Origin of the sequence: Pseudoalteromonas sp. SG44-5, from assembly GCF_014164175.1 — a bacterium.
Lineage (GTDB): Bacteria > Pseudomonadota > Gammaproteobacteria > Enterobacterales > Alteromonadaceae > Pseudoalteromonas > Pseudoalteromonas nigrifaciens.
Window position 1 is genome coordinate 62,249 of the sequence record NZ_JACJES010000007.1, and the last position, 25,977, is coordinate 88,225.

The 25,977-nt window shown below is 43.3% G+C and carries 23 protein-coding genes and 1 tRNA gene; 5 read left to right on the forward strand and 19 right to left on the reverse strand.

Annotated features, from left to right (window positions below; translation table 11 throughout):
* Nucleotides 1-5: 5 nt before the first annotated feature.
* A complete protein-coding gene (locus H5079_RS09760; protein ID WP_011327588.1) occupies nt 6-641 on the reverse strand; it encodes a nuclear transport factor 2 family protein in 636 nt (211 codons plus the stop codon).
* Nucleotides 642-649: 8 nt separating this feature from the next.
* Nucleotides 650-1,393 (reverse strand): SDR family NAD(P)-dependent oxidoreductase, encoded by a 744-nt coding sequence (locus tag H5079_RS09765; protein WP_182683972.1) that lies wholly within the window; start codon nt 1,391-1,393, stop codon nt 650-652.
* Nucleotides 1,394-1,663: 270 nt separating this feature from the next.
* On the opposite strand from H5079_RS09765, the gene H5079_RS09770 reads away from it, so the two are divergent.
* The 3 genes from H5079_RS09770 (at nt 1,664) to H5079_RS09780 (ending at nt 5,623) form a co-directional block, all read left to right on the forward strand.
* Nucleotides 1,664-2,518: an alpha/beta fold hydrolase gene (locus H5079_RS09770; protein ID WP_041454366.1), complete on the forward strand. Its 855-nt coding sequence runs from the start codon at nt 1,664-1,666 to the stop codon at nt 2,516-2,518.
* Between the two features lie 42 nt (nt 2,519-2,560).
* Entirely contained in the window at nt 2,561-4,681 is a 2,121-nt protein-coding gene (locus H5079_RS09775; RefSeq protein WP_182683973.1) for an FAD-dependent oxidoreductase, read from the forward strand.
* Between the two features lie 153 nt (nt 4,682-4,834).
* Nucleotides 4,835-5,623, forward strand: a complete 789-nt coding sequence (locus tag H5079_RS09780) for an SDR family NAD(P)-dependent oxidoreductase (protein ID WP_011327584.1) — start codon at nt 4,835-4,837, stop codon at nt 5,621-5,623.
* A gap of 104 nt (nt 5,624-5,727) precedes the next feature.
* On the opposite strand, the gene H5079_RS09785 is transcribed toward H5079_RS09780, so the two are convergent.
* Genes H5079_RS09785 through H5079_RS09820 form a run of 8 tightly spaced genes read right to left on the reverse strand, consistent with a single transcriptional unit; the run spans nt 5,728 to nt 13,774 of the window.
* Complete coding sequence (locus H5079_RS09785) at nt 5,728-6,840, reverse strand: acyl-CoA dehydrogenase family protein (protein WP_182683974.1); 1,113 nt, start codon at nt 6,838-6,840, stop codon at nt 5,728-5,730.
* A complete protein-coding gene (locus H5079_RS09790; protein ID WP_182683975.1) occupies nt 6,840-8,039 on the reverse strand; it encodes an acyl-CoA dehydrogenase family protein in 1,200 nt (399 codons plus the stop codon). Before H5079_RS09790 ends, H5079_RS09785 begins: the two co-directional genes overlap by 1 nt.
* 14 nt (nt 8,040-8,053) lie before the next feature.
* Nucleotides 8,054-9,223 carry an acyl-CoA dehydrogenase family protein gene (locus H5079_RS09795; protein ID WP_011327581.1) on the reverse strand — a complete coding sequence of 390 codons (1,170 nt, stop codon included), beginning with the start codon at nt 9,221-9,223 and terminating at the stop codon, nt 8,054-8,056.
* Nucleotides 9,224-9,232: 9 nt separating this feature from the next.
* Complete coding sequence (locus H5079_RS09800) at nt 9,233-10,408, reverse strand: lipid-transfer protein (RefSeq protein ID WP_011327580.1); 1,176 nt, start codon at nt 10,406-10,408, stop codon at nt 9,233-9,235.
* Between the two features lie 17 nt (nt 10,409-10,425).
* Nucleotides 10,426-10,836 (reverse strand): MaoC family dehydratase, encoded by a 411-nt coding sequence (locus H5079_RS09805; protein ID WP_231617931.1) that lies wholly within the window; start codon nt 10,834-10,836, stop codon nt 10,426-10,428.
* On the reverse strand, nt 10,817-11,950 hold the full coding sequence (locus H5079_RS09810) for an acyl-CoA dehydrogenase family protein (protein ID WP_182683976.1): 1,134 nt from the start codon (nt 11,948-11,950) through the stop codon (nt 10,817-10,819). The genes H5079_RS09805 and H5079_RS09810 overlap by 20 nt, the downstream gene beginning before the upstream one ends.
* The gene (locus H5079_RS09815; RefSeq protein WP_220488972.1) at nt 11,950-12,936 is read right to left on the reverse strand and encodes an OB-fold domain-containing protein; all 987 of its coding nucleotides are present in this window, start codon (nt 12,934-12,936) and stop codon (nt 11,950-11,952) included. The genes H5079_RS09810 and H5079_RS09815 overlap by 1 nt, the downstream gene beginning before the upstream one ends.
* A gap of 55 nt (nt 12,937-12,991) precedes the next feature.
* Nucleotides 12,992-13,774, reverse strand: a complete 783-nt coding sequence (locus H5079_RS09820) for an SDR family oxidoreductase (protein ID WP_011327576.1) — start codon at nt 13,772-13,774, stop codon at nt 12,992-12,994.
* A 161-nt stretch (nt 13,775-13,935) separates the two neighbouring features.
* On the opposite strand from H5079_RS09820, the gene H5079_RS09825 reads away from it, so the two are divergent.
* Nucleotides 13,936-14,721 carry an enoyl-CoA hydratase gene (locus H5079_RS09825; protein WP_011327575.1) on the forward strand — a complete coding sequence of 262 codons (786 nt, stop codon included), beginning with the start codon at nt 13,936-13,938 and terminating at the stop codon, nt 14,719-14,721.
* A 126-nt stretch (nt 14,722-14,847) separates the two neighbouring features.
* Here the strand turns inward: H5079_RS09825 and H5079_RS09830 are convergent, their stop codons facing one another.
* The 5 genes from H5079_RS09830 to H5079_RS09850 form a co-directional block, all read right to left on the reverse strand.
* Entirely contained in the window at nt 14,848-16,008 is a 1,161-nt protein-coding gene (locus H5079_RS09830) for a helix-turn-helix transcriptional regulator (RefSeq protein WP_182683977.1), read from the reverse strand.
* Between the two features lie 287 nt (nt 16,009-16,295).
* The gene (locus tag H5079_RS09835; protein WP_182683978.1) at nt 16,296-17,363 is read right to left on the reverse strand and encodes an alkene reductase; all 1,068 of its coding nucleotides are present in this window, start codon (nt 17,361-17,363) and stop codon (nt 16,296-16,298) included.
* Between the two features lie 9 nt (nt 17,364-17,372).
* Nucleotides 17,373-18,143 carry an SDR family NAD(P)-dependent oxidoreductase gene (locus H5079_RS09840; protein WP_182683979.1) on the reverse strand — a complete coding sequence of 257 codons (771 nt, stop codon included), beginning with the start codon at nt 18,141-18,143 and terminating at the stop codon, nt 17,373-17,375.
* Nucleotides 18,144-18,239: 96 nt separating this feature from the next.
* A complete protein-coding gene (locus H5079_RS09845; protein ID WP_011327571.1) occupies nt 18,240-19,310 on the reverse strand; it encodes a ferredoxin--NADP reductase in 1,071 nt (356 codons plus the stop codon).
* A gap of 14 nt (nt 19,311-19,324) precedes the next feature.
* Nucleotides 19,325-20,545 (reverse strand): acyl-CoA dehydrogenase family protein, encoded by a 1,221-nt coding sequence (locus H5079_RS09850; RefSeq protein ID WP_011327570.1) that lies wholly within the window; start codon nt 20,543-20,545, stop codon nt 19,325-19,327.
* Between the two features lie 529 nt (nt 20,546-21,074).
* On the opposite strand from H5079_RS09850, the gene H5079_RS09855 reads away from it, so the two are divergent.
* On the forward strand, nt 21,075-23,432 hold the full coding sequence (locus H5079_RS09855; RefSeq protein ID WP_182683980.1) for a TonB-dependent receptor: 2,358 nt from the start codon (nt 21,075-21,077) through the stop codon (nt 23,430-23,432).
* A gap of 226 nt (nt 23,433-23,658) precedes the next feature.
* Here the strand turns inward: H5079_RS09855 and H5079_RS09860 are convergent, their stop codons facing one another.
* The 4 genes from H5079_RS09860 to tpiA form a co-directional block, all read right to left on the reverse strand.
* Nucleotides 23,659-24,456, reverse strand: a complete 798-nt coding sequence (locus H5079_RS09860) for an SDR family NAD(P)-dependent oxidoreductase (RefSeq protein ID WP_182683981.1) — start codon at nt 24,454-24,456, stop codon at nt 23,659-23,661.
* Nucleotides 24,457-24,701: 245 nt separating this feature from the next.
* Nucleotides 24,702-24,786 (reverse strand) — tRNA-Leu (locus H5079_RS09865).
* A gap of 85 nt (nt 24,787-24,871) precedes the next feature.
* The gene (secG, locus tag H5079_RS09870) at nt 24,872-25,225 is read right to left on the reverse strand and encodes a preprotein translocase subunit SecG (RefSeq protein ID WP_011327567.1); all 354 of its coding nucleotides are present in this window, start codon (nt 25,223-25,225) and stop codon (nt 24,872-24,874) included.
* Entirely contained in the window at nt 25,226-25,975 is a 750-nt protein-coding gene (gene tpiA, locus H5079_RS09875; protein ID WP_011327566.1) for a triose-phosphate isomerase, read from the reverse strand.
* Nucleotides 25,976-25,977 lie beyond the last annotated feature (2 nt).

Sequence of the window (25,977 nt, forward strand, 5' to 3'; positions counted from 1 at the left end):
GTTAATCAACGAACGCGGATTTTAGGTGCTGGGGTATCACCCCGCATGGTGCGTAAAAACTGTTCAAGTGGCGCAGGAGTTGCCACTTCGGGTAACTCATCTGAATTAGGTCGATGCTGCCAAAACGACTGCCATGATGGGAATAAATCATGAAAGGTGCCGGTGTAAGGTTCGCGACCCGGCCAGCGCATTTTCATATCGCCAATTGGCGCTGAATTTATATCGCTGGCGTACCAATAACATGGCAAACGACGGCGGAAGTACCACACCCCATCAATGCGTTGGTAGTCATCCCAATACAGCATTTGCATCAGTACCCATTCACGCCCGGTTTCATGCTCATTTTTAGAGTACACAACACCAATGGCATTGTTCTCATCAACAAACTCAATAATGTGCTGCCCTAAATGATGCGACGTGCCGGTGAATTGATCGCGCAAGGTTGAGTCAACCCAGGCTTTTAAATGAGCTCGGCCGCTTTTTCCACCCCCGACACGTACATCGGGAGCAAATAAGCCTACATGTGCGTCAATGTCACGCATATCTAATGACAACGAGTATTTACCCGCGAGCTGACGAATTGACTCAATAGACTCTAAGCGGTCAATTCGTTGTTCAAGGCTTGAACTTAAGTCACTCATATTCACTCCTAAATAAAGGCCATGCCGCCATTTACTGCGATATTTTGGCCGGTAATAAAGCCAGAATCATCACACGCTAAAAAGCTCGCTACTTTGGCAATGTCTTCACCTTCGCCCATGCGCGCTAATGGAATAGCCGCGATCATTTGCTGCGTCCACTCCTCTGGAATATCAGCCATCATGGGTGTATTGGTTGGCCCTGGTACTATGGTATTTACCCGAATGCCTACTGGCGCTAGTTCGCGTGCCATACTACGCGTAAGCCCCATAACACCGGCTTTTGATGCACAATAATGACTTGGGCCTTCGCCGGTTAATGCCGCCGTGCTGGAAACATTAATAATGCAACCCGATCCTTGGGCTTGCATAACTTTCGCCGCCTCACGACAACATAAAAAAGTACCGGTTAAGTTAACTGCAATCACTTTGTCCCAGTGCTCATCTGGGGTATCAACAAATGCATCAATAGAGCCCACACCAGCCACATTAATAATGGCATCGAGTCGGCCAAATTTTTCCACTACAGCGGCAATGGCATCACGTACTGAGTCGCTTTTTGCTATGTTGGCAGTAATAGCCACAATATTGCCGTCAACGTTTGCATTTAATTCATTAACGCTGGCATTTAATGTGTCGGCGTTAATATCTACCGCGGCGACATTAGCGCCTGCAGTAGCAAAATAACTTACTATTGATTGGCCTATGCCTTGCCCTGCACCTGTTACTAGCACAACTTGATCCTGATGTTTCATTTTTATCCCCTTGCTTTTCTCAAGCCAATTTGGCGTATATAGAGCAACATTTGCAGTCGCACCAATATTAATTTTCCAATTCATACTGGGATATGTAATAAAAACCAGCATCGTCCAATAAGACTAACCAACACAAACAAAACACTGGTCTAAATGGACGATGTTTTAAGCAAACGAGCAACGCAGTATTGAGTAGGAAAATTATATAAATAAGCAGAGGTGGTGAGCGTTCATTACCTTGTTAGCAAGGCAAAATTAGGAGTAAGAGTTTTGAATCAGCAAACAACTAATCCAGAGAAAGCACAGGATTTACCGTTACCACTGGGACACTTTGTTACCCTAGAAAACGGCCTTAAATTACATTATTTAGAGCAAGGCCAAGGCCCTATTGTTATTTGGCTTCATGGTAGTGGCCCAGGTGCCAGTGGTTTTAGTAACTTTAAAGGCAATTATCCTGAATTTGCTGATGCGGGCTATCGTAATATTGTGCTCGACTTACCTGGTTTTGGTCGCTCAGATAAACCCGATGACGTTAATTACGATTTAGCTTTTTTTGTCACAGCACTTAATGGTTTTATAAACGCCCTTGATTTACCTAAGGTGACTTTATTAGGCAATTCTTTAGGCGGTGCTATTGCGCTGGGGCAAGCTCTCGATTATCCCGATACGGTAGAGCGCCTAATTTTAATGGCTCCGGGTGGTGTTGAAGAGCGCGAAACGTATTTTCAAATGGAAGGTATAGTGCGTATGGTAGAAGTATACAGCCGTGGCCCTATGGGAGTTAACCAAATGCGCGAAGTGATGTCGTTACAACTTTTTGATTCAGCTGTACTTTCTGATGATATATTAGCAGAGCGCGCTGCAGTGGCAGTTACTCAACCGGCTAATTTATTTAGCACTATGATGGTGCCAAACATGACCGAACGCCTTGGCGAGCTTAACTGCCCAGTGCTTGGCTTTTGGGGCACTAACGATAAATTTAATCCACATCAAGGCATGCATAAAATTTTGGATAACGTACCAACAGCGCGCTTTATTATGCTTAATCGTTGTGGTCATTGGGTACAAGTAGAACATCAACGCCTGTTTAACAGCAGCTGTATTGATTTTTTACAACACGGCTAATACAGCACCTCAAAAAACATAAATAATAAGAGGTAATAATCTATGTCACATTATCAGCACTTGCTTAAACCAGGGAAAGTAGGCGGACTAACGCTGCGTAACCGCATTATGATGGCGCCAATGGGCTCTAATTATGCTGACCCTGATGGCCATTGTAGTGAGCGTATTCAAGCTTTTTATGAAGCCAGAGCAAAAGGCGGTGTGGGCCTTATTACTATGGGATCTATTGCTATTGCGTTTCCCGCAGGAACTGCCGAACCTTATCAGGTGGGTATTTCTAAAGATGAGTTTATTCCTGGATTAAAAGCACTTACCGAGCGGGTGCATAAGCATGGTGCAAAAATTGCGGTGCAATTACAGCATGCTGGTAAAACGGCAGTACGCGATTTAGCCGAAGGCCGCGAGCTTTGGGTGCCTTCACTGCCCCCTGCGCCACCACAAAGCGATATTATGCAAGCGGTAACACCAACAGAATTAAGTACCTTTGTTAGACCTCCAGCAGATAAACCCGTTACCATAAAAGTAATGGAAAAAGCCGATATTGTCCAAATGGTCGAATGGTTTGCCGCAGCGGCAAAACGTGCACAGCAAGCGGGTTTTGATGCTATTGAGCTGCACAGCGCGCACTCGTATATTTTGGCTGGCTTTTTATCGAGCTATTATAATAAACGTGATGACGAATATGGCGGCAGTATTGAAAACCGCGCACGTTTACTACTCGAGGTAATAGCGGCAATACGCAAACGCGTAGGCCAAGATTTTCCATTGTGGGTACGCCTAGATGCGCACGAACTCAACACCCCTGGCGGTATTACCCTTGAGGACTGTATTGCAGTGAGCAAAATGGTTGAACAAGCGGGTGTAAATGCCGTTAGTATTTCTGCTTATGCCACCTTAACCACAGGCTCTGCATTTACCGCCGCGCCGCTAGTGCATAAACCAGCAGGCTTTTTAGATTGGGCTGCGGCAGTGAAGAAAGAAGTGTCTATACCGGTAATTGCCGTTGGCCGCTTAGAGCCCGATATTGCCGATGCTGCTATTGCCAGCGGTAAGTGTGATTTTATTGCAATGGGACGTAAATTATTAGCCGATCCCGAACTACCAAATAAACTCACCGCAGATCGTGAAGCCGACATTCGTCCCTGTATTTATTGCTATGTATGCGTAAGCCAAGTATTTATTAATCAGCGCGTTAAATGTGCGGTTAATGCCGCGACTGGTAAAGAATTTGAACTAAAAGTAATAATGACCGATAAGCCCAAACATATTGTGGTAATTGGTGGCGGGCCTGCTGGCATAGAAGCTGCTGTAACCGCCAGTGAACGAGGCCATAAAGTAACCTTGTTAGAGCGCAGTAAACGCTTAGGCGGCACATTATTTTTTGCAGCGCTGGCCTATCCCGAAAATGGCAAGTTACTCGACTACCATTTAAGGCAACTAGCCCAATCTAAGGTTACAGTAAAACTTAATACCACAGCGACTCCGAAATTAATTAGCACACTAAATGCCGATGAAGTGTTTGTAGCAACCGGCGCCAGCCGTGGCATGCCCGACATACAGGGTTGTGAGTTAAGCCACGTTTGGTCTGGCGAACAACTTAGACAGTTACTTACCGGCGAAGTAAGTACTAACACTAGCAATAAGCTAACCGCGCTACAGCGCTTAATGTTAGGAGCGGGCAACACCCTGGGCTTAACAAAACACGTAGATAAATTACAACGCTTATCGCATTTATGGATGCCACTTGGCAAGCGCGTCACTATTGTTGGCGGTGGCTTAGTGGGCTTAGAGCTGGCCGAGTTTTTAGCTGAGCGTGGCCGCGAAGTTACCGTTATAGAAGCCGGACGTAACTTAGGCATCGAGCTGAGTATTGTTAGGCGCTGGCGGGTACTTGATCATGTTAGGCAATTAGGCGTTACTTTAATTACTCAGGCAGACGTTACCGCTATCGATACCCACGCTGTGCACTATAAAGTGGACGAGCAACCCCGCAGCTGCCTTGCCGATACCGTAGTAATGGCAACGGGTATTACCACTGATAATAGCTTAACAAACAGCTTAATTGCAGCTGGCCATACAGTAAAAGACATTGGTGATTGTAATGACGTTGCCTATATAGAGGGTGCAATTAGTGCCGGTTATAAAGCTGGCTTAAGCTGCTAATAGCGACTAACTACTAACTACTAACTACTAACACTTTTAACATAGGGGCACTCGCCCCTATTTTATTACCATAATTAAAGCTGCTGCCTTTTTATGGCTCAGCAAGAACCTCAGCAATAATACTTACAACTATTTTAAAGCGAGAAACTAACAATGAAAAACGCTACACATTTAACCAATAAAGTCGCCTTAGTTACTGGTGCAGCACGGGGTATTGGTAGAGCAATATGCCAAGCACTGGTTGACTCTGGAGCCACTGTTATAGCCACTGATATTTTAACTGAAGAGCTTAACCAAATGGCGCAAGAGCTTGGCGACAAGGTTACGCCAATGACACACGATGTAACCGATGAGCTACAATGGCAGTCGATCGTATCAGCAACTTTAGAAAAGCACCAAAAAATAGATATTTTAGTTAATAATGCGGGGATTTTACTGTTCGCAACGCTCGAAACCACAGAGCCGCAGCAGTTTCGTAAATTAATCGATATTAATATTACCGGCACCTTTTTAGGCTTACATAGCGTGATCCCCTGCATGAAAAAAGCCGGCAGTGGCGCTATTGTTAATATTTCATCAGCCTCGTCTATTTTACCTAACAATGGCACAGGTGCGTATGCTGCAAGTAAATATGCAGTAAGAGGGTTAACTCGCACCGCAGCGCTTGAGCTAGGCCCGTTTGGTATACGTGTAAATAGTGTGCATCCTGGTGCTGTAAATACCCCCATGACTAACCCACAGGGGCTAAGTAGCGAAGAGCTGAACCCACGCTATAAATTTATTCCACAGCAACGTGGTTGTCAGCCTGAAGAAGTAGCCAATATGGTTAACTTTTTAGTCTCGGATCAGGCATCTTACTGTAATGGCACCGAAATGGTGGTAGATGGCGGCCTAACGGCTGGTCAATATTATTATGGTGTACCTGGCGCGCCAGCACAGTAATAGCGACCTTCAACGCGCATTAAGGCTCTCAGTGCATGAACAAAAAAACCAGCCAGCAGTGAATAACTGTTGGCTGGTTTTTTATGTTTAACTCAAGATGAGTTTTAAGGCGCTAAAGCTGCAAACCGCGCTTGATGGTAATCGGCATCACCAAGGCACATTTGTGCTACGCGAATGCGCTTTAGGTAAAGACCAATGTCTAGCTCATCAGTAACCCCAATGCCGCCATGCATTTGCACCGCTTCACCGCTGATTAAATCGGCTACTTTTGATAGTTTCCATTTAGCTAAACTAGCGCTTGAGGCTAAATTTGCGTCAGCCTTATCTGCATCCGAAAGTGCGGCTATAACACAAGATTGAGCTAATTCTAATTCTACATAACAGCGTGCCGCACGATGTTGTAATGCCTGAAAAGTACCAATTTTTACACCAAATTGTTCACGTACCTTTAAGTATTCTATAGTCATATCAAACAGCGCTTTAATAGCACCAAGCATTTCAGCACTTAAACATAAACGACCTAAATCGAGTGCTTGTTGCAGTGCTTTTAAGCTATTGCCAGCATCGCCTAATAAGGCTTCTGCGGGTAGTTTTAAGTCATTAAAAGTAAGCTCGGCGTAATTGCGTGCATCGATAAGGTTAAGGCGCTTAACCTTTACTTGCTCACTAAATGGCACAATAAACACACTACAGCCAGCGTTATGCTGCGCCGCAACTATCCAGCCATCGGGGCTGAAACCATCAATAACCATGGTTTTTTTACCATTTAACACAAATCCATCTACCGCTGTTGTTGCCGTTGTTTGCATGCTGTCGGGATCGTGCCTTGCATGTTCGTCAACCGCTAAGGCTAAGCGTTTTTCACCACTCATTATTGCTGTTAACCAGGTTTGCTGTTCTGCGTTGGCTAGTTGTTGTAATAATGAACCACACAGGGTTACCGACGATAACATTGGCGAAGCACTCAGGTGTTTACCCATAGCTTCAAATATTGCGCCCATTCCTTTATAACCAAAATCTAGGCCACCCAGCTCTTCGGGAAAAGTAATTGCTCCCCAACCTAGTTCCAGCATTTGTTGCCAAATTTTTTCATCAAAATTAACTGCGGTTGGCTTATCGCGTAATGCGCGCTGCGCTGCGACAGGGCTTTGCGCACTTAAAAACTCTTCTGCGGTATCTGCCAACATGCGATCGTCTTCGCTATATACCATACTCATCAGCTTACTCCTTTATTTTCAGGTAATTGCAATACACGCTTTGCTATCACGTTCAGCTGAACTTCTGAGGATCCGCCAGCTATGGTTTGCGAAAAACTATTTAGCCAAGCGCGAGTAATTGCTTGCTCTTGCTCGCTAAAGCTATCATCTTCCCAACCTAAACCTCGGTAACCCATTGCATCGAGTAATAATTCAAATTTAATTTTTTCTTGTTCGGTATGCACTAACTTCATAATCGACATTAAACCAAAACAGCTTTGCCCCGCTTGCATTTCTGCACCTAAGCGTTGCACCGTTAAGTTGTATGCCTGCTCTTCCATATTGGCTGCAACCGCCTTATTTAGAAGCGCGGCTTCACTAGCGCTGTGTGGCGCTGGCATGTAATCACTCATTAGTGACATTAAGTCAAAGTGCGTGGGTAATTGAAACTCACCAAACTTAGACATTGCGCTGCGTTCGTGTTGCAGCAATTCTTTAGCCAATTTCCAGCCGCCATTGAGCTCACCTATAAGATTTTCTTTGGGTACGACTACATTATCGAAAAACACTTCACAAAAAGAAGATTTACCGCTAATTAAATCAATAGGTTTGGCTTGCACACCTTGGCTGTGCATATCGAGGAGTAATAAGCTAATGCCTTGGTGTTTAGGGGCTTTAGCATCAGTGCGTACTAATGCGTACATCCAATCGGATTTGTCACCGTAAGAAGTCCAAATTTTACTACCATTAACTAAGTAATGATCGCCTTGATCAATGGCGCTGGTACGAATACTGGCCAAATCAGAGCCGGCGTTTGGCTCACTAAACCCTTGGCACCAACGTACTTCACCGCGAGTCATTGGTGTTAAAAACTGTTGTTTTTGCAGCTCAGTTCCGTGCTCTAACAGCACAGGACCTAACATCCAAATACCTAAATTAATTTGTGGCGGGCGACACTTTAAACGGCGCATTTCACTTTCTAATACGCTGTTTTGCTGCGCAGTTAAACCACCACCACCGTACTGCGTTGGCCAACTAGGACAAAACCAATGTTTGTCGCGCATGCTATTAAACCACTGGCGTTGATCATCAAAAGTGAAGTTAACCTCACTCCCGCCCCAAATGAGCTCGCCATCAGGCGTTGGGGTGCGCAGCGACATAGGACAATTTGCCTCTAGCCAAGTACGAACCTGCTGGCGAAATTCAGTTAACTCACTCATGCTGTTATCTCCTGTTAGCGCACTGCGCGTGGCATACCAATACCAAATTGGGCTATTAGTTCTCGTTGTAACTCATTAGCACCACCACCAAAGGTTAAGGTAACCGAGGCACGTACTTCGTATTCCAGCTCACCCATTAAAAATGACGCGGCAGAATCATCGCGAACCATGCCATTCATTCCCACAATATCAATCAGCTTACGCAGTATTTCAATTGAGCATTCTGAGCCATATACTTTAGTAATTGACGCCAGAGCAATATCCATATGGCCTTTTTCTAAATCGGCGGCGATGCGAAAGTTAATTAAACGCATGGCTTCTAACTTAGCGTAACACTCAGCTAACGCTGCGCGCACCCAAGGGTTATTAGCAGCAGACTTGCCTTGCTCATCTGCGGTATTAGCCCACAAATATACTCGACGAAATAAGCCAACCACTTTATCAGACCACGAACCTAAACCTAAACGCTCATGGTTAAGTTGCGAAGTAATTAAACGCCAACCGCCATTTAATTCACCCACCAGCATTTCTTGAGGTACTTTTACGTTGTCGTAATAAGTAGCCGCTGTTGGGTTTGAACACGTTGGAATAACTGTGCTGCTAAAGCCTTCACTTTGGGTATCTAAAATCATAATAGAAATCCCTTTGTGACGCGCCAGCTCTTGATCGGTTCGTGCAGCTAACCAAATATAGTCGGCCGACTCAGCGCCTGAGGTCCATAGCTTATTGCCATTAACAATAAAGTTGTCGCCCTCTAGGCTGGCTTTGGTTTTTAAAGTGGCTAGATCAGAGCCCGCATTTGGCTCTGAATAACCAATGGCAAAATGAATTTCACCATTAGCAATACCAGGCAAAAACTTTTCTTTTTGTAACTCAGTACCGTATTCCATTAACGCAGGACCTACTGTGCTAATAGTAACAAATGGTAGGGGCGCGCCTGCAATATTGGCTTCTTCAAAAAATATTAGCTGCTCGGTGGCTTGATAACCTTGGCCGCCGTGCTCTTTTGGCCAACCAACAGCTAACCAGCCGTCTTTACCCATTTGACGTACAACCTTACGGAAGTCTTCGCCGCCTTCACTGCCTCTTAGCTTTTGACGCAGTTCGGGTGTCATTAATTGCGAAAAGTAATCACGTACTTCTAGGCGTAACGCCCGTTGTTCTGGTGTTAAATCAATGAACATTTTGCACTCCTACTCTGCGCCTAAAATTAAGCCGCTGGTGGGTACACCAGTGCCTGCTGTAACGAGTACATTTTCAACATTATCAACTTGGTTTACTGCTGTTCCACGCACTTGTCGTACTGCTTCGGCCACGCCATTCATACCATGGATATAGGCTTCACCTAATTGTCCTCCGTGGGTATTAATAGGTAACTTACCACCACGTTGATGATGACCTGCGCGAATAAACTCTTTTGCTTTACCACGTTCTACAAACCCAAACTCTTCAAGTTGTGGTAATACAAATGGGGTAAAGTGATCGTAAATAATCGCAGTTTGAAAATCATCTGGCCCTAGGCCCGATTGTGCATAAAGCTCTTTTGCTACTATGCCCATTTCGGGTAAACCGGTAATGTCGTCGCGATAATACGAGGTCATACTTTGCTGACCTTCGGCAATACCTTGCGAACCGGCTTTAATTACTACAGGTTTATTTTTTAGCGTTTTTGCACGCTCAACACTGGTAATAATCATTGCCACCGCACCATCAGATTCTTGACAACAATCAAGTAAATGTAGCGGTTCACAAATCCACTTAGACGCTTGGTGATCGGCCAAAGTAATTGGTTTTTCGTAAAAGAATGCCGCAGGGTTAGTTGCTGCGAAGTCACGTGCGGCAACCGCAACAAGACCAAAATCTTCTGATGTAGCGCCATACTCATGCATATAACGCTGTGCAAACATACCCACCCAACTTGCAGGTGTATGAAAACCGTGGGGCATGTAATAACCGTAATTCACATTTTCAAAAATAGGGGTTGATGAAAAGCCATAATCGCCAGTACCAAAACGATACCAAGAACGCTCGTTCATCGCCCGATATACCACTACGGTTTTAGCCACACCACTGGCCACAGCCATTGCCGCATGCACTATAGGTGCACACGCTGCGCCGCCGCCATGAGGTATTTGTGAAAAAAACTTAACTTCTTTACAGCCTAGTAAACGCGCAATTTCGTACTCTGGTACTTTATCAACTGAATAACTACTAAAGCCATCCACTTCACTGGGATCAATTCCCGCATCTTTTAAAGCTGCTAATGTTGCCTCCATGGCTAAACGTAATTCAGTACGCCCTGAATTTTTAGAAAACTCTGTGGCACCCAGACCTACAATGGCAGCTTTACCACTAATTGACTCACTCATCTTGTCTCTCCTAAATTTTATGGCAATACCAATTGCACGGTACCTGTAACATGCATGCCGTATTTATTTTTGCCGGCTAAACCTACATCCACAGTGCGGGTTGTGGCATCGGTTGCGGTTACTTCGCCCATAAAGGTCATAACATCGCCTGGGTAATTAGGCATACCTAATTTAATATCAATATTTTTTAAGCGACTTTGTGGGCCGCTCCAGCCTTCTACATAGCTTTGCACTAAGCCATTAGTGGTTAAAATATTCATAAAAATATGCGGTGAGCCCAGCGCAATAGCGGCATCTTTATCGTGATGGCCTGGAAAAAAATCACGCGTTGCTAAAGCCCCATTAGAGATAAGTGCCACGGTAATTGGAATCGCTTTTTCAGGTAGCTTGTCACCTACGTTTATATCGTTAAATTGCATTGTTTTCATCAAGGTCATATTTCCACCCCAGCTTATTATTTTCGGTTAAGGCATCGCCAAGTTTTGCCAATAATGCGGGACTCCCGCCCAAGTTTAGGCTAATAGCCCGGCTCCAATAGAGGTATCGGTAGATAACGTAACTAACATCTACACCAAAACCGCCATGCACATGTTGCGCTTTGTGACCAATAGAATGACCCGCTTCGCAGGCATGCCACGCTGTTGCTAACGCTTCGTGATCGCAGCCTAAGTTATTATCAAGGCGATAACACAACTGCCATACATTACTGCGTAATGCCTCAAGGGCAATTTGGGTATCGGCCATGGTCATTTGTACTGCTTGAAAGGTGCCTATAGCGCGACCAAACTGTTGGCGTTCACTAATATATTCAACGGTTTTTTTAATTTGCGCTTCACTAACACCTAACTGTAATGATGCCAAAGAGGCGAATATTCTTGGTACTAACCAGTCATTAGCTTTGCTATCGAGTAACGCTGCATTACTTACAAGCAGGTTATTTAGTTGTAAGTCTGCAACTTCTTCGCCTTGGGTCATCTGCCCTTTAACTAGGGTTAAACCTGGCGCTGTTGTTGCCACTAGTGCCCAGCGTGTTTGCTCATCAAGGGTTAGTGGTAGTAAAACAAAGTCAGCGAGTCCTGCAACTGCCACCGACTGCACTAAGCCATTAATACTTAAGCCGTCATTCGTTTTTTCTACGTTGAGCGTCGCTTCGCTGTGGGTATTTACTAAGTTAAATGCCAGCGTTAATAGGTTTGTGCCCTCAGCCGCAGCTTGTGCAACTGTTTGCAGCTGTGCACCCGCAAACTTTGCAATGGCAGTAGCCACCAGCTGATGACGCCACAAAGGAACTTGCCCTAACGCCCCGCCTTGCGCCTGTAATACTAAGCTCAGTTCGGTCATACCTAAATCAATCCCGCCTGTTGCTTCGGGAATAATTACCCCGTGCAGCCCGGTTTCTATACACGAGTTCCATAACTGCGTCATGGTGCCTTGACCTGCTTCGTCATAGTCACGAAGAAAGTCATCGGTACAGGTATCGGTAAATAAGCTATTGGCCATTTCTGCAATGGCTGATTGCTCTTCGCTTAAATTAAAATCCATTACGACTCCTTAGTTGGAACAAGTCTAAATTGTGGCAAGGTCAGCTCACCATCAAATGTGTGATATTCGACTTGCACTTTTTGGCCAATTTTAGGAGCTACACCTTCTTCAACTCCGATTAAGCCAGCTGGAATACGTACGCCTTCTTCAAGCTCAATCAAACCAATAGGATTTGGGCTATCAAATGGGGCTACATGTGGGTAGTGCATTATCACAAATGAATACAGCTCACCCTTACCACTAGCTACTTGGTAATCAAGTTCAAACGAATGGCAATGCATGCACACAGGTGCTGGTGGGTGTTGTAATTTGTCGCAGCTTATACAATGTTGAATACGCAGCTCTTGCTCGCCAAATCCTTCCCAAAAGAAGCGATTATCGTCGCTGATCCCAGGCTTAGGACGCTTTCTAGCTGGTGCTTCTTTAGCGGGCGCTGTTTGCTCAGGCCTTTGCGCTGGTTTAAACTTAATGACTCTAAACATCATGTCGCCTACTTTTTCGTCGGCTTCACCATTGGTTTTTTCTGAGAAATAAGTCATTTTTAACGTAACAAAAAAGCCGGTGCCCAGTGCGGTGGTTTTTTCTTCACTGATGCTATCGAGTACTGTGGTGTAATAAAGCTTTTCACCCATAGTAATGTAGCGATCAAACGTTAGGTTAGAATTAACTGCCACGACCGCTGGGTAGCCATTTTTTTCAAGTATTTCGAGTACGCCATACGGGTTTTCGGTAGTTGAACCTGGTGCTAAAACTTTGTCACCAAAGCCCGCTAAGCACCAACTTTGTAACATTGCTGGTGGTGCTACTAGTTGCCCATACTCGGTTGTTGCCGCGTAGTCTGCATCGGTGTAAAGTGGGTTTTCTACCCCCATAATTTCACACCACTGACGTACCATAGCTTCATTAACCTTGTCCCACGCATAGATACGACCATATTGTCGCCCTATCATCGCTTCTATTTCTGCAAACCATTCATATTTAGCCAATGTTCGTCTCCTGCATTTATCAAGATAAATTCTAAAAATTAAAATTATTAATTATTTAGTTAGTTTCGCTAGCACTAAGAAAAGCGGGCATTTCACCGCCGCCATTTAGCAGTAAATTACAGCCACTTGCATAACTTGCTTCTGCTGAAGCTAAAAACAAACAAGCGTTAGCAATATCATCTGGTTGCGCCATACGCCCTGCTGGAATTGTTGCGCTTACTGCGGCAATTCCGGCCTCGTCACCGTAATGTAGGTGTGAGTTTTCGGTATGTACTAACCCTGGGCTTACCGCCACAACACGCACTTTAGGTGCCCACTCTACTGCAAGTGATTTTACTAAAGATAAAATACCCGCTTTAGCAGCGCCATAAGCCGCCGTACCTGGTGAAGCTCGCATGGCACTAATACTGCCTATAAAAATAATGCAGCCACTGTTATTTGCTTGCATTATTTCGTTTGCTTGCTGTGCTACGTTTAACGGTGCAATTAAATTAAGCTTAAGAATAGCCTCATGAAAACGAGGAGATGCTTTATCGGCCAAAGCAAATGGACTGCCGCCCGCATTATTAATGAGTACATCAAGCGTGCCATATTCTTTTACTATGGTGCTAAACATGGCTGCAGTACTATCAATATCTTTCACATCTGCTTGAATAAAGTGTGCCTGACGAGTTTTTCCATCAAGGATTACCTGTGGTAGCTGCTCTACTTGTTCACGACCACACACTACTACTTTAGCGCCTGCCGACAAGAAACCTTGTGCTATACCAAGGCCAATGCCTTTAGTACCGCCGGTTATGAGTACCACTTTATCTTTATAGTTTTTACTCGCATGCATAATTAAGCCTTGTCATAAAATAATTCCATAAAAACAGTGTACAGGCAGTATTAGATAACCAGCTTCGTCTAAATGGACGATGCTGTGTTTAGCGACAACAAGTGACAATAACAACATAGAAATTTTACTGTGCGTTGCCTAGCAATGTTTTGGAGTAATGAATGACAGATACAAACGAGCCTAGCGTTTTACTAAGTTTCCCTGAGCCTGGCGTGGCCGAGTTAACGTTAAACCGACCCAGTGCCACCAATGCATTAAGCTTAGAGCTGCAAACATTACTATCTAAGTACTTTACTGAGCTGGCAAACAATAAAGACATTCGCTGTATTTTATTAACCGGTGGCGACAAAGTATTTGCTGCAGGCGGCGACATTACTAGCTTAATAGATGCAGACCCAATTGAGATTTACCAGCGCCATACAGAACGCCTATGGGCACCTATTGAGCAATGCCCAATTCCTGTAGTTGCTGCAGTAAATGGCTACGCGTATGGCGGTGGCTGTGAACTGGCCATGTTGGCCGACATTATTATTGCCGGTAAAGGCGCAAGTTTTTGTCAGCCCGAAATAGCCATTGGCATTATGCCAGGTATTGGTGGCACGCAGCGTTTAGTACGTGCAGTAGGTAAAGCTAAAGCAATGCAAATGGCGCTTACAGGCAAGCCTATTAGTGCTTACGATGCTTGGGTAGGCGGACTGGTAAGTGAGCTGTGCGAAGATGACGATGTATATAAACAGGCACTAGCAAATTGTCGTCGCATAGCACGTATGCCTCCGCTAGCGGCAGAGCAAATAAAAGAAGTTATTTTAGCAGGAATGGACGCTCCACTTGCCAGTGCTATGGCGCTGGAGCGCAAAGCAAATGCGTTATTATTTGCATCAAAAGATCAACGTGAAGGTATGGAGGCGTTTTTACAAAAACGCCATCCTGTATTTAGCGGAAAGTAAGGGTAATAGTCATTAATTTAAATTAATTAACACTCCCCTTTGTTAATTTTAGCCAGCATTTAGCTGGCTTTTTTTTGCCGACTCGTTTTTACTTTAAGTTAAGGCAGGAATCGTTTGTAATAAAGTTTACAAGCTATTTCTGTCGTCGTAGCCCAGCGCAGCGACACTATTTAAAAACAATCTAACTAACTCTGTTTGCCTGCGTACACCGGTTTTAGAAAATATAGAACGTAAGTGAGCACGCGCTGTGTTACGGCGAATATTTAGCTCTTCAGCAGCTTCTTCTAACGATAAACCATTAGTTAACTGCAGTGATAGCGCAGTTTCTGCCGGCGTTAAACCAAATAGCTTTTTCGATATTTCAATACTGGTGGTCGATTTACCTACCGCATCGCGAATGTAAATTACGGCCTTGTTTTGCCCTTTACCTTCAGCCCAACCTAATGAGGGAATAACTTCAATTACTACACCAAGAGCTATTTCGCCTGATGGACGAGTAATCGACATTGCCTCTGGCATAGTTTGCTTGCCATCAGCATTAGCAAACGTTGCTTTAATTAAGCGTTTCAACTCGCGATTATCACTGTTATCTTGCGCGGTTAGTTTACCGCCAATTATTTTAAGCCCGTCTTCGGCGTCGAGTATATGGCTAGCAAATACGTTTTTATCGAGTACTTTGCCATGCTCGTCAATAGTAATAGTAGCAATAGACAAACGACCAATAGCACGAGAATATAACGAGCCTAATGACGCACTGCTATAAAGCTGTAAAAAAGTAGAAATTGCGCGTCTAAAATGCGGGATAAGTAACTCTACAAACGCTTTATCAGCTGGAGAAAAATCTTCTTGTGCATCGGTTCGCGTAACCCTAAACCTTAAATGACCAACATTAGGAGTGCTAATATCGGCAGTGAGTACATGGTAAATGTTATTTTTTTCGCACCAGTGTTCCCTATATGATGAATTTTTCCATTCGTTTTCATCCATAAAATCCGCAACAGTTAACACTGTATCAAGTGGTTGATCAGCAAAAGGGGTTAATTTATATTGATAGGGTAAATGCTGAACGGTGTCCCCTTCTTCTAAACCTTCACCTACTGCGATCATTAATCCTAAATCGTCTTCCTCGGGAACTTTTAATATTAAGGTGACATAGTTTGCTTGAAGTATGCTTTGGATTAGCTTAAGAGGGATATTCCAACTTGAAGAACTGGTATCTGCCGACGCTTCGTATAATGCATTTATTAATTCATTATATGCATCGAGACTTATATCTAATTGTGCCATTTTTCAACCTATAGTTATTTTTTTTGATTAAAACTTGAAAATAAAACAAAAAAATAAGCATGCTATATTATTAATTTATACTGCTATTTAATATTTCACTTACTCCACTATCACCGTTATTAGCAAGGTTTGCAAGTGACTCTTTGATTATCATTTAGTCTAATTAAAGTAATATTAATCTATTTTAACGATTAAGTTTATTGTATGAAAACTATGACAAATGATGAAATGAAGCTATTGAGTGTTGCAGCACATATTATGTTGCAACACTCAATAACAGTACTTTATTATGCGTTTGGATAATCGGTGTAGCCTGCCGCACCTGGGGTATAAAGTGTTTCACGTTTAAACTTTGCCAGCGGTAATTGCGCTGCAAAACGAGTTACTAAATCAGGGTTAGCAACATAGTGACGAGCAAATGAAACCGCTTCTGCTTGGTTTGAAGTAACCGCCTCAGCAGCAGACTCGCCATCAAAGCCATCATTAATGATCAGAGCGCCTTTAAATGCTTCTCTGCCCATTTTAAAGGCGTCGATATCGGCTGTCGGCGCACGCATAATATGCAAATAAGCAAGATCTAAATCGGCCACCGCATGCAGCAAGGCCAAATGACTTTCTGCTGGGTTTTCATCTTTGGTATCGTTAAAGCGGTTTCCCGGATTCATCCGCAAACCAACTCGCCCTGCGCCAAATACCGTCGCCATAGCTCGTATACATTCACTAGCAAATTTAGCGCGTGCTTGAGCGCTACCACCAAACTCGTCGTTGCGTTGGTTTGAATCAGAACACAAAAATTGCATAGGTAAGTAGCCACTGGTGCAATGCAGTTCAACACCATCAAAACCAGCTTCCTTTGCATTTTCGGCAGCTTGGCGATGCTCATCTATTACTTGCCACACTTGCTCTGTAGTTAAGGCCTCAGGCATATCAAATGGCTGCATACCCGCACTGTCGGTATACACTTCGCCACGAGCTTTTATCGCTGAAGGAGCAACAGTAGCTACATCACTACCTTTAATATGGTGCGAGCCAATACGCCCTGCATGCATAATTTGCAGCACTATTTTACCGCCCGCCTGATGTACTCCATCGGTTACCTCGCGCCATGCTTGAATTTGCTTTGGCGTTTCTATTCCCGGTTGGCGATTGTACGCTTGCCCTGTAACAACAGGCCACGAGCCTTCAGCTACAATCAGCCCAGCACTTGCTCGCTGTGCATAATAGTCACGCATTATGCTATTAGGTGTACCATCTGCATCAGCGCGATTACGCGTCATTGGCGCCATTATTACTCGGTTTGCTATTTCTATATCACCCAATTTGCATGGGGTTAATAGTGGGTTATTTGTGGTCATACAATGTCCTTAATCTAAAGCGGTTACCAATACTGCTGCGCGGCCACCATCAACAGGTAAAGAAGCCCCTGTTATATAAGATGCGTCATCGCTGGCTAAAAAGGCAATTGCACTGGCTAACTCATCGGCGCGGCCAACACGACCCATAGGAATAAGCCTGTTGGTATTATTTAGCATACCCTCGTCACTTAACATACCTGCCGTAGCCGGGGTTTCTACTACTGCGGGTACTACCACATTAACGCGAATGTTATGCGCTGCACCTTCTGCCGCAGCCGCACGTGAAAAATTAACTACCGCCGCTTTAGAGGCGCTATATCCGGCCATCATCGGCGTACCTAATTCACCACAAATAGATGAAATATTAACAATAGCACCGCCTTTTTCTTTCATTAATTGCATTGCCGTTCGGGTGCCCCAAAATGTACCATCGACCGAGGTTGTAAAGTTGCTATGCCACTGTTCGGTGCTCATATCTTCAATTGCCCCATACGTAAAGGCCATGGCATTATTAACTAAAATATCGAGGCTGCCATATTGCTGCGCCGCTTGCTCAAGTGCTGTAACAAATGCTTGCTCGTTGCTTACATCGGCTTGTACTGCATGAGCGTTACCGCCTTGCTGGCGAATAGTCGCTACTACTTCGTCTAATGGTGCTTTATTGCGACCACAAATAATTACTGTGGCGCCCTCTTGTGCAAGTCGCTGTGCAGTAGCTGCACCAATTCCGCTGCCACCACCTGTTACGAAAGCGACTTTATCTTTAAAACGAGATTGCATGAGAAATTCCTTATATCGGAAACGTGCAAACAATGTTGCACTGAGTGAATGAGTGATAACGCGTTGCGTTACTGATATTAATATTAATATTAAGTGTTAGGTATATTTGAGCTTAAGCTCACTGGTTAAAGGCACTGCTTGGCAACTTAGCGTTAAGTTGTTTGCTAAATCTTTTTCATCGAGCACATCATTATTATTAAGTTTTACTTGCCCTGACACCACTTCACACATACACGAGGCACACATGCCCTCGCGACAAGAGTAGGGTAATTCAATACCTATTTTTTCAGCTGCATCAAGCACGGTTTGTCCGCTCTCACAAGCAATAACATAATGTTCGCCATCAAGTTCAAGCTGTATTGTTGCCGCTGGCATATTTGCTTCATCAACAACAAGTTCTGCGATATTGTCTTGAATCGGTGTTTTTAATGAATTGGCTGGTACCGGTTTTGTTGTGATTTTTGGCGCTGCACTAGAAAAGCGTTCAATATGGATACGACTAGCAGGAAATTTAGCGGCTTTAACGGCCAATTCCATTGCATCCATAAATGGCCCAGGGCCACAAATAAAAGCACGTCCTTGTTGCATACCATCGGCTAACGAAGTTAACAGTGATAATGAAGGAATGCCTTGTAACGAATCTAATAAATGAATCACTTCAAGACGCTCTGGGTACTGCGCCGATAATGCCTTAAATGTTTGCTGAAATATAACCGAGGCTTCATCGCGATTAGCGTATATAACCCGCACCTTTCCGGTGCCATTAATTAACACATGTCGCAAAATAGACAGCACAGGAGTAACACCACTGCCCCCTGCACATAACAAATGATCTTCCGCTAAATCTTTTGGCACAAACAGCCCAGCAGGTTGCATCACTTCTATGTTGCTACCCGCTTTAAGATTATCGCAAATCCAGTTTGAACCTCGCCCGTCTGCTACACGCTTAACCGTGACACGTAATCCTGTATCTTGGCTTGGCGTGCTCGACATAGAGTAACAACGCATCAAAAACGCCCCTTCATAAGGGAGTTTAAGGGTCAAAAATTGACCCGGCTGATAGTCAAATTGCTCGGTTAACGATGCTGGTACGTCAAATACAATAGAGTTCGCATCAGCGGTTTCTTGTATTACTTCAGCAATAGTTAAATTATGATAACGAGACATAGCGACTCCCTAGCTTATACAAAAGGATCTGAGTTAGGTAAACCTAGCATTACAGTGCCATGTGCACGCATGTAAGTATCTGTATTGTTAGCAATATGACCACGAGACTGATTTATATCGCGAAAAATTCGCTCAATCGGATTACCTTTATAAGTTCCCGACGCTGCACAAGCGCGCATAATCTCGTTAATTCTTTCACTACACTGTTTAGGCACAGCTGCTGATTGCGCGCGCTGTAGTAAACGGTCATTAACTGGCATCATTTCGCCATTTTGAGTATGCTTTACCACTTCTGCAAAATTACGAAACAACACCAACTTCAACTGATCGCTGGTCATTATTGCTTCGGTTACTGCCATTTGCGCATTCACGTCTTCTGCAGTTTTACCACCGTGTTTACCCACATGTTCAGCGCAGCGATGACGAAATTCAGTAACAGCACCATCCAGTGCACCAATACACGCGGTAGATACAGCACGCTGAAATATCTGCACAAATGGGATACGGTATAACCAGTTATCATTAATCGCGCGCCCTTTACAAGCTGCGTCGCTGTAGTCATTAGTTTGGTGGGTGCGATACTCAGGAACAAATGCCCCTTCAACCACAATATCGTGACTACCAGAAGCGCGTAGTCCAAGTACATCCCAGTTTTTTACCACTTTAAAATCAGATTTAGGTAATAAGAATGTTCTATGTTCAAGCTCTTTACTGCCTGGTGATTTAGGCACTAAACCACCTAAAAATATCCATTCACAATGCTCTACACCGCTTGAAAAACCCCAACGGCCTGAAAAGTTAAAACCACCTTCCACTTTTTCTACTTTGCCCACTGGCATATAAGTAGAAGCAATCAATATCTCTGGGTTTTCAGCAAGTACTTCTATTTGTGCCCTTTCATCAAACAAGCCAATTTGCCAGTTATGTACGCCAATAACACCATAAATCCAAGCGGTAGACATACAACCTTGCGCTAGCGTCATTTGAATAATATAAAATACTCTAGGGTCAAGCTCATATCCGCCCCAGCGTTTAGGTTGTAAAACACGGAACAAACCTGCTGCAATCATTTCTTTTATTGTTTCATCAGGTACTTTACCAGCAGTTTCTGCAGCTTGGGCGCGCTCAAGTAAGTTAGGAACCAACTTCTCTGCCGCTGCGATGAGACGATTAGCTTCTGGTGTAAGAAAATCATCTGAGATACCTGTAATATCAATTTTATATGGAACACTCATGGTTGTTATCCTTCATAGAATTAGCGCGCAATTGCACTGGTTAAACTCACCAACTTGCTTAACACCAGATTTTCACACTAGCCACTATCTCTCATCGTCAATATGGACTAAGCAAAAAAAACTTCTCATTCCACGCAATAATTAACAGCGCTATTAAGCAACTCACAGAATAAAGAACAACATTTCCCAACTCAGTGATATCACTTTAAATTCAATAACTTAATCAAAGAAAGGGGGTTGAAATATGGGTGTAAAACTCAAGTGAACAAATACGGCAACGGGCACTAACTTATATAACGCTTATAAAACAACACCAAAGCAGCAGTTTGTTTACCTCTTATTTACACATAGTCCAAATGCGTGATGCTCAACAGATCACTTATCGCTACTTTCAAACCGCAGTGTAAAAAAAGTACAACAAAATAGCGGTTAGGCATTTCCTCTTTGATAAGCTTTACTCAATGAGGGTTGCAGTAGTTAGTGAATGCCTATCGCTGAAATAAATATAAAAAATCATCGAGGAAGTGTAATGAATTTAAATGACAATAGGTTTGCATCAAATCTCACTATAAAACCGTTAGCGTTTGCTATTGCATGTGCTGTATCTGGTCAGGCATTTGCAGCGCAAGAACCAGAGCAGGCCGAAGCTAAACAGACCGCAGTTAAAGGCATTGAGCGTGTTTCGGTAACAGCCCAAAAACGTATTAGCACATTACAAGAAACGCCTATCGCCATTACCGCTTTTAACGCTGAAGCAATAGAAAACCTGGGTATTGAAGATATCAGTGATGTTAATGCGCAAGCACCCAACGTCAAAATTTTTCCTCCATATGGTAGTACCTTTAACGTTGGCATGGATATTCGCGGCCTAGGGACATCTGAACCTTCATTAGCGATTGACCCTAAAGTAGGTATTTATTTAGATGGCGTTTATTTAGCACGTAACTCTGGGGCTATTTTTAATATCGTTGATTTAGAGCGTATGGAAATACTACGTGGACCTCAAGGTACACTTTGGGGTAAAAATACAACCGGTGGTGCGCTTAACTTAGTCACTAGAAAACCATCAGATGACTTTCAATTTAAGCAAAAGGTTACTGTAGGCAATAACAGCTTACTTAGCTCAACCACATCAATTGATACCGGCGCAATTGGTAATTTTACCGCCAGACTTACGTATATGACCAGTGAGCATGATGGTTGGGCTACCAATACCTTTGCTGGTGCAAAAGAAAAAAACTTAGGTGCAGAAGATGTTGATGCACTGCGTGTTGCACTGCGTTATACCGGTGATGATTTTACCGTTAACTACAGCTATGACAATACTGATGGCAGTTCAGTCGCTATGCCTGTACAAATTAGCAATGTGCGCCCGCAATATACAGATCCAAATGTACCCACTATGGACCTATCTACGGGTAAGCTCTATGCCGGCAACGTATTTGCAATGATGGCCGCCAATGAGAAAGCGCCTGGCCGTCAAACCGAGTTTGAATTAGATCAACATGGCCGTGAGTATGTTGATATTGAAGGACACAACTTAACGTTTGAATGGGATTTTTCTGACAACCATACCTTTAAATCGATTAGCTCATTTCGCAGCTATGACTCAGATTTAAGCGAAGGTTACGATACCGATGGCGGTGCTTATTTTGCTCCAGCTTTAGATTTCAGTACTTCGCCACCAAGTGTTGACACCAGTGACGTGCTTGCTATTCCGGCGTTTCAATATACTAGCGTGAAATCACAAGAGCAAAAATCACAAGAATTTCAACTACTCGGTCAGTTTTTAGAAGGTGATTTAAAGTACGTAGCTGGGTATTATTACTTCAGTGAAGAAGGTGAAGAAAACAACCCGTGGAATATAGGTATTTTTACAGGCCAAGGCGCTAACGTATTATTCACCGGCTCACTACCATGGGGTAGCTTTTATAAAGTAAACGCTAAATCATCGGCGCTTTTTACCAATGTTGATTATAAATTAACGGACGAGTTAAATGTGGTTGCAGGGATACGCTATACAAAAGATACCAAATCTCTGACTAACGTAGCAAAGCATGATGCAATGTTAAGAAGCGATTTACACTCTGAAACTGACTGGTCAAAAACAGTGGGATCACTGCTATTTAATTATGTAGTAGATCAAGATTTAACTATGTACGCTAGTATCTCACAAGGGTACGCTGCAGGGGTTTACAACCCAGGTTCTATCGACCGATTTGCTTATCTTAATCCAGCAAATATGGGCGAAGCAAACTATGAAGGAACACTAACACCTGCCGATCCTGAAGATACCACAGCGTATGAGGTTGGTGTTAAAGCAATGCTGCTGGATGACCGTTTAATGCTTAATACCGCTGTATTTTTAAATAATAACACTAACCTACAAAAAACCATTTTCGATGGCAGTATTCGTCGTTCACTTAATACTGGTGAGTCGAAAAATAAGGGGATCGAGATTGATGCTAAATTTGCTGCTACCGACAGCCTATTCTTTACCACCAGCCTTGGGTATTTAGATACGAAATACAGTGATATTACATTTACCGACAACACCTCTTATTCGGCATCTGTTGCAATGAATTGGACTATAGCCGAATTAGACTTTGGTAACTTAGCACTCAATACAAACTATGTGATGGTGGATGACTATCAATTTTCTGTATCTGACCCAAGCTTAGTGGGTGATAACTATGCGCTACTCAATGCACGCCTAACATTATCTAATATCAAGATAGGTGAGCGTTCAAACCTTAAAGTATCGCTTTGGGGGAAAAATATTACCGATGAAGAGTACATTGTATTTGGTTCAAACTTTAACTTCTTTGATGCGCAGGCATACGGTACGCCAAGAACCTATGGCATAGATGTTAGTTTTGAGTATTAATTAAATAATTATTATAGTGAAGAAGGGCCTTAATATTTATTAAGGCCTTTTTATTTGTGCTGCTATTGTTGCTACGAATACAGCTGTATTTGCACAGTAATGATCGTTGAGATAGGGTTAATACGCATAATTTGGTAGGTAGGATATAAAGTTATATTAATTATAACCTTGCTGTAATTGCGCTTAATTGACCTAGCACAAAGCAGCAAGATTATATGAGGTTCGATTATTTAGGTAGGTTTAACTCGCGCGCTAACTTTTGTGCGGAGATGGTACTGTACTGCAGCTCATCTGCTGCAGAGTTATCTGCAATCCATAACAATACATTACCTATTTCATCCGGTTCGGCTACAGCCTGCTGCAAGCCTTTAATACCCTGATCGCCAATAGTCGCTCTTAGCGTTTCAGTGTTAACAACTCCCGGGTTTACTGTAAAAGCGCGAATACCTTGATGACCATGTTCACGGCAAATAATACCCGACAGTCGCGACACTGCAGCCTTACCTGCACCGTATGCATAACCCCAGCCCCCTTTAGATGCAGGAATAGGCGGATCTTTTTCACCCGCTCCCGAGGTTATATTTATTATACAACCGCTTTGTTGCACTAACATACTTGGTAAAACAGCTTGTGCTATTTGCACTGGCGCGCCTATGTAACCTCTAGCAACTTTTTCAAGCGTTTGCTGCGTTATATCTAGTAAAGAAGCATTAAGGCCAGCCCCCTGATAAATAGCATTATTGACAACCACGTCAATTTTACCAAAGTGTTCAAACACCTGCTTTAGAGCATTAGCAACGGAGTTAAAATCAAGTAAATCCATTTTTAGCGCAATGACCTCACAACCTAATTGCTCCATCATTTGGGCTGTTTGTTTTAAACTCCCTTGCGTACTTTGCTGTGCTACCTCGCTATCTAATTCACGAGCTGTTATTGCTACTCGATAGCCTGCTTTTGCAAATGCGATGGCTGTTGCACGACCAATACCTCTACTTGCACCTGAAATAAACGCTACTTTTGACACAAATTATCTCCTATTTTTTATTTAACTTAGCATCAATTTAGCATTGCGGCATAGTTTAAATGGACCAAGGATTTTATTGTTATATGAAAATGCTACATAACTGATTACACAAGTAATAATGTGTGTTCTAAAAGCATCTGTTGTTAGATTAAATAAGTGATTTTGTGAGGAGATTTTGTGGTAATAAAGGTTAACGTTAGCTAAAAGCAAAAAACCCAGCAACGTTAGTTACTGGGTTTTAAATTTGGTGCGGATGGGGGGACTTGAACCCCCATGCCCTAAAGCACCACCCCCTCAAGGTGGCGTGTCTACCAATTCCACCACATCCGCATTTTTTAAGCTTGCGCTTAGGTGTTAAACTTTATGATTTATTTGAGGAGTATAAATCGTTTAACGTTTTAGCTTTTACGCTAAATTAATTTGGTACGTCAGAGCGTTGCTCTTTCGAAGATGTAACTGGCACATCTTCTTCAACAGGAATAACTGTTTCTAAAGCTGGTGCTGCTTCAAGGTTTTCCCATTCATCAGTCTTTTTAATATGACTTGCAGTAAGGTTGCCCAGTACTATGCTTAATATAAAAAACACAGAAGCTAAAACTGTCGTTGTTTTAGTCATAAAGTTACCTGCACCTGATGATCCGAAAACAGTTGACGAAGCACCCGCGCCAAATGAAGAACCCATATCGGCACCTTTACCTTGCTGGATTAAAACCATTCCAACAAGCGCTAAAGCTACAACTAAATAAACTACTAGTAAAATTTCGTACATTTATACGGTCCCTTTTGCACTGTTGCAGATAGCAGTAAATGAATCTGCTTTTAAACTTGCGCCACCAATTAGGCCGCCGTCTATATCTGTTTGTGCAAATAATAATTCGCTATTTTTTTCGTTAACGCTACCACCATATAAGATGGTTAGCCCTTGTGCTAAATCGCTGTTTAATGAAGCGATTTTGTCACGGATAAATTTATGAACGCTTTGTGCCTGTTCTGGCGATGCAGTCTTACCTGTGCCTATGGCCCAAACGGGTTCATATGCTATCACAGAATCTTTGAGTGCTGCTACACCTAATTTTTCAATTACTGCATCAATTTGTGCAGCAACTATTTGTTCTGTTTTACCGTTTTCTTGCTCACTTTCGCTCTCTCCAACACATAAAATTGGCGTTAAACCAACTTGTTGTGCGCGAGCAAATTTTGCAGCTACGACATCATTGCTTTCTTTGTATATACTACGACGCTCTGAGTGACCTACTAATACATATTGGGCGCCCAACTCTTTAATAAGTTGTGCATCAACTTCACCGGTAAATGCACCGGGGGTATTTTCTGACACAGTTTGAGTTCCCGTTGAAACACCGCTGGCTATCATTGCTGACACTAACGGAAACGGAGGAAATAAAACAATGTCTATCTCGTTTGATTTAACATTGTTAATAGCATCAGACATTTGTTTAACCAGCTCTAAAGAGCCATTCATTTTCCAATTGCCTGCGACCATCGCCTTGCGTGCTGCCATTT

Coding starts and splice junctions, on each gene's coding strand:
- H5079_RS09760 (WP_011327588.1), bottom strand. CDS start 641: ATGAGTGACTTAAGTTCAAGCCTTGAACAACGAATTGACCGCTTAGAG.
- H5079_RS09765 (WP_182683972.1), bottom strand. CDS start 1,393: ATGAAACATCAGGATCAAGTTGTGCTAGTAACAGGTGCAGGGCAAGGC.
- H5079_RS09775 (WP_182683973.1), top strand. CDS start 2,561: ATGTCACATTATCAGCACTTGCTTAAACCAGGGAAAGTAGGCGGACTA.
- H5079_RS09780 (WP_011327584.1), top strand. CDS start 4,835: ATGAAAAACGCTACACATTTAACCAATAAAGTCGCCTTAGTTACTGGT.
- H5079_RS09785 (WP_182683974.1), bottom strand. CDS start 6,840: ATGAGTATGGTATATAGCGAAGACGATCGCATGTTGGCAGATACCGCA.
- H5079_RS09790 (WP_182683975.1), bottom strand. CDS start 8,039: ATGAGTGAGTTAACTGAATTTCGCCAGCAGGTTCGTACTTGGCTAGAG.
- H5079_RS09795 (WP_011327581.1), bottom strand. CDS start 9,223: ATGTTCATTGATTTAACACCAGAACAACGGGCGTTACGCCTAGAAGTA.
- H5079_RS09800 (WP_011327580.1), bottom strand. CDS start 10,408: ATGAGTGAGTCAATTAGTGGTAAAGCTGCCATTGTAGGTCTGGGTGCC.
- H5079_RS09805 (WP_231617931.1), bottom strand. CDS start 10,836: ATGAAAACAATGCAATTTAACGATATAAACGTAGGTGACAAGCTACCT.
- H5079_RS09810 (WP_182683976.1), bottom strand. CDS start 11,950: ATGGATTTTAATTTAAGCGAAGAGCAATCAGCCATTGCAGAAATGGCC.
- H5079_RS09820 (WP_011327576.1), bottom strand. CDS start 13,774: ATGCATGCGAGTAAAAACTATAAAGATAAAGTGGTACTCATAACCGGC.
- H5079_RS09825 (WP_011327575.1), top strand. CDS start 13,936: ATGACAGATACAAACGAGCCTAGCGTTTTACTAAGTTTCCCTGAGCCT.
- H5079_RS09830 (WP_182683977.1), bottom strand. CDS start 16,008: ATGGCACAATTAGATATAAGTCTCGATGCATATAATGAATTAATAAAT.
- H5079_RS09835 (WP_182683978.1), bottom strand. CDS start 17,363: ATGACCACAAATAACCCACTATTAACCCCATGCAAATTGGGTGATATA.
- H5079_RS09840 (WP_182683979.1), bottom strand. CDS start 18,143: ATGCAATCTCGTTTTAAAGATAAAGTCGCTTTCGTAACAGGTGGTGGC.
- H5079_RS09845 (WP_011327571.1), bottom strand. CDS start 19,310: ATGTCTCGTTATCATAATTTAACTATTGCTGAAGTAATACAAGAAACC.
- H5079_RS09850 (WP_011327570.1), bottom strand. CDS start 20,545: ATGAGTGTTCCATATAAAATTGATATTACAGGTATCTCAGATGATTTT.
- H5079_RS09855 (WP_182683980.1), top strand. CDS start 21,075: ATGAATTTAAATGACAATAGGTTTGCATCAAATCTCACTATAAAACCG.
- secG (WP_011327567.1), bottom strand. CDS start 25,225: ATGTACGAAATTTTACTAGTAGTTTATTTAGTTGTAGCTTTAGCGCTT.
- tpiA (WP_011327566.1), bottom strand. CDS start 25,975: ATGGCAGCACGCAAGGCGATGGTCGCAGGCAATTGGAAAATGAATGGC.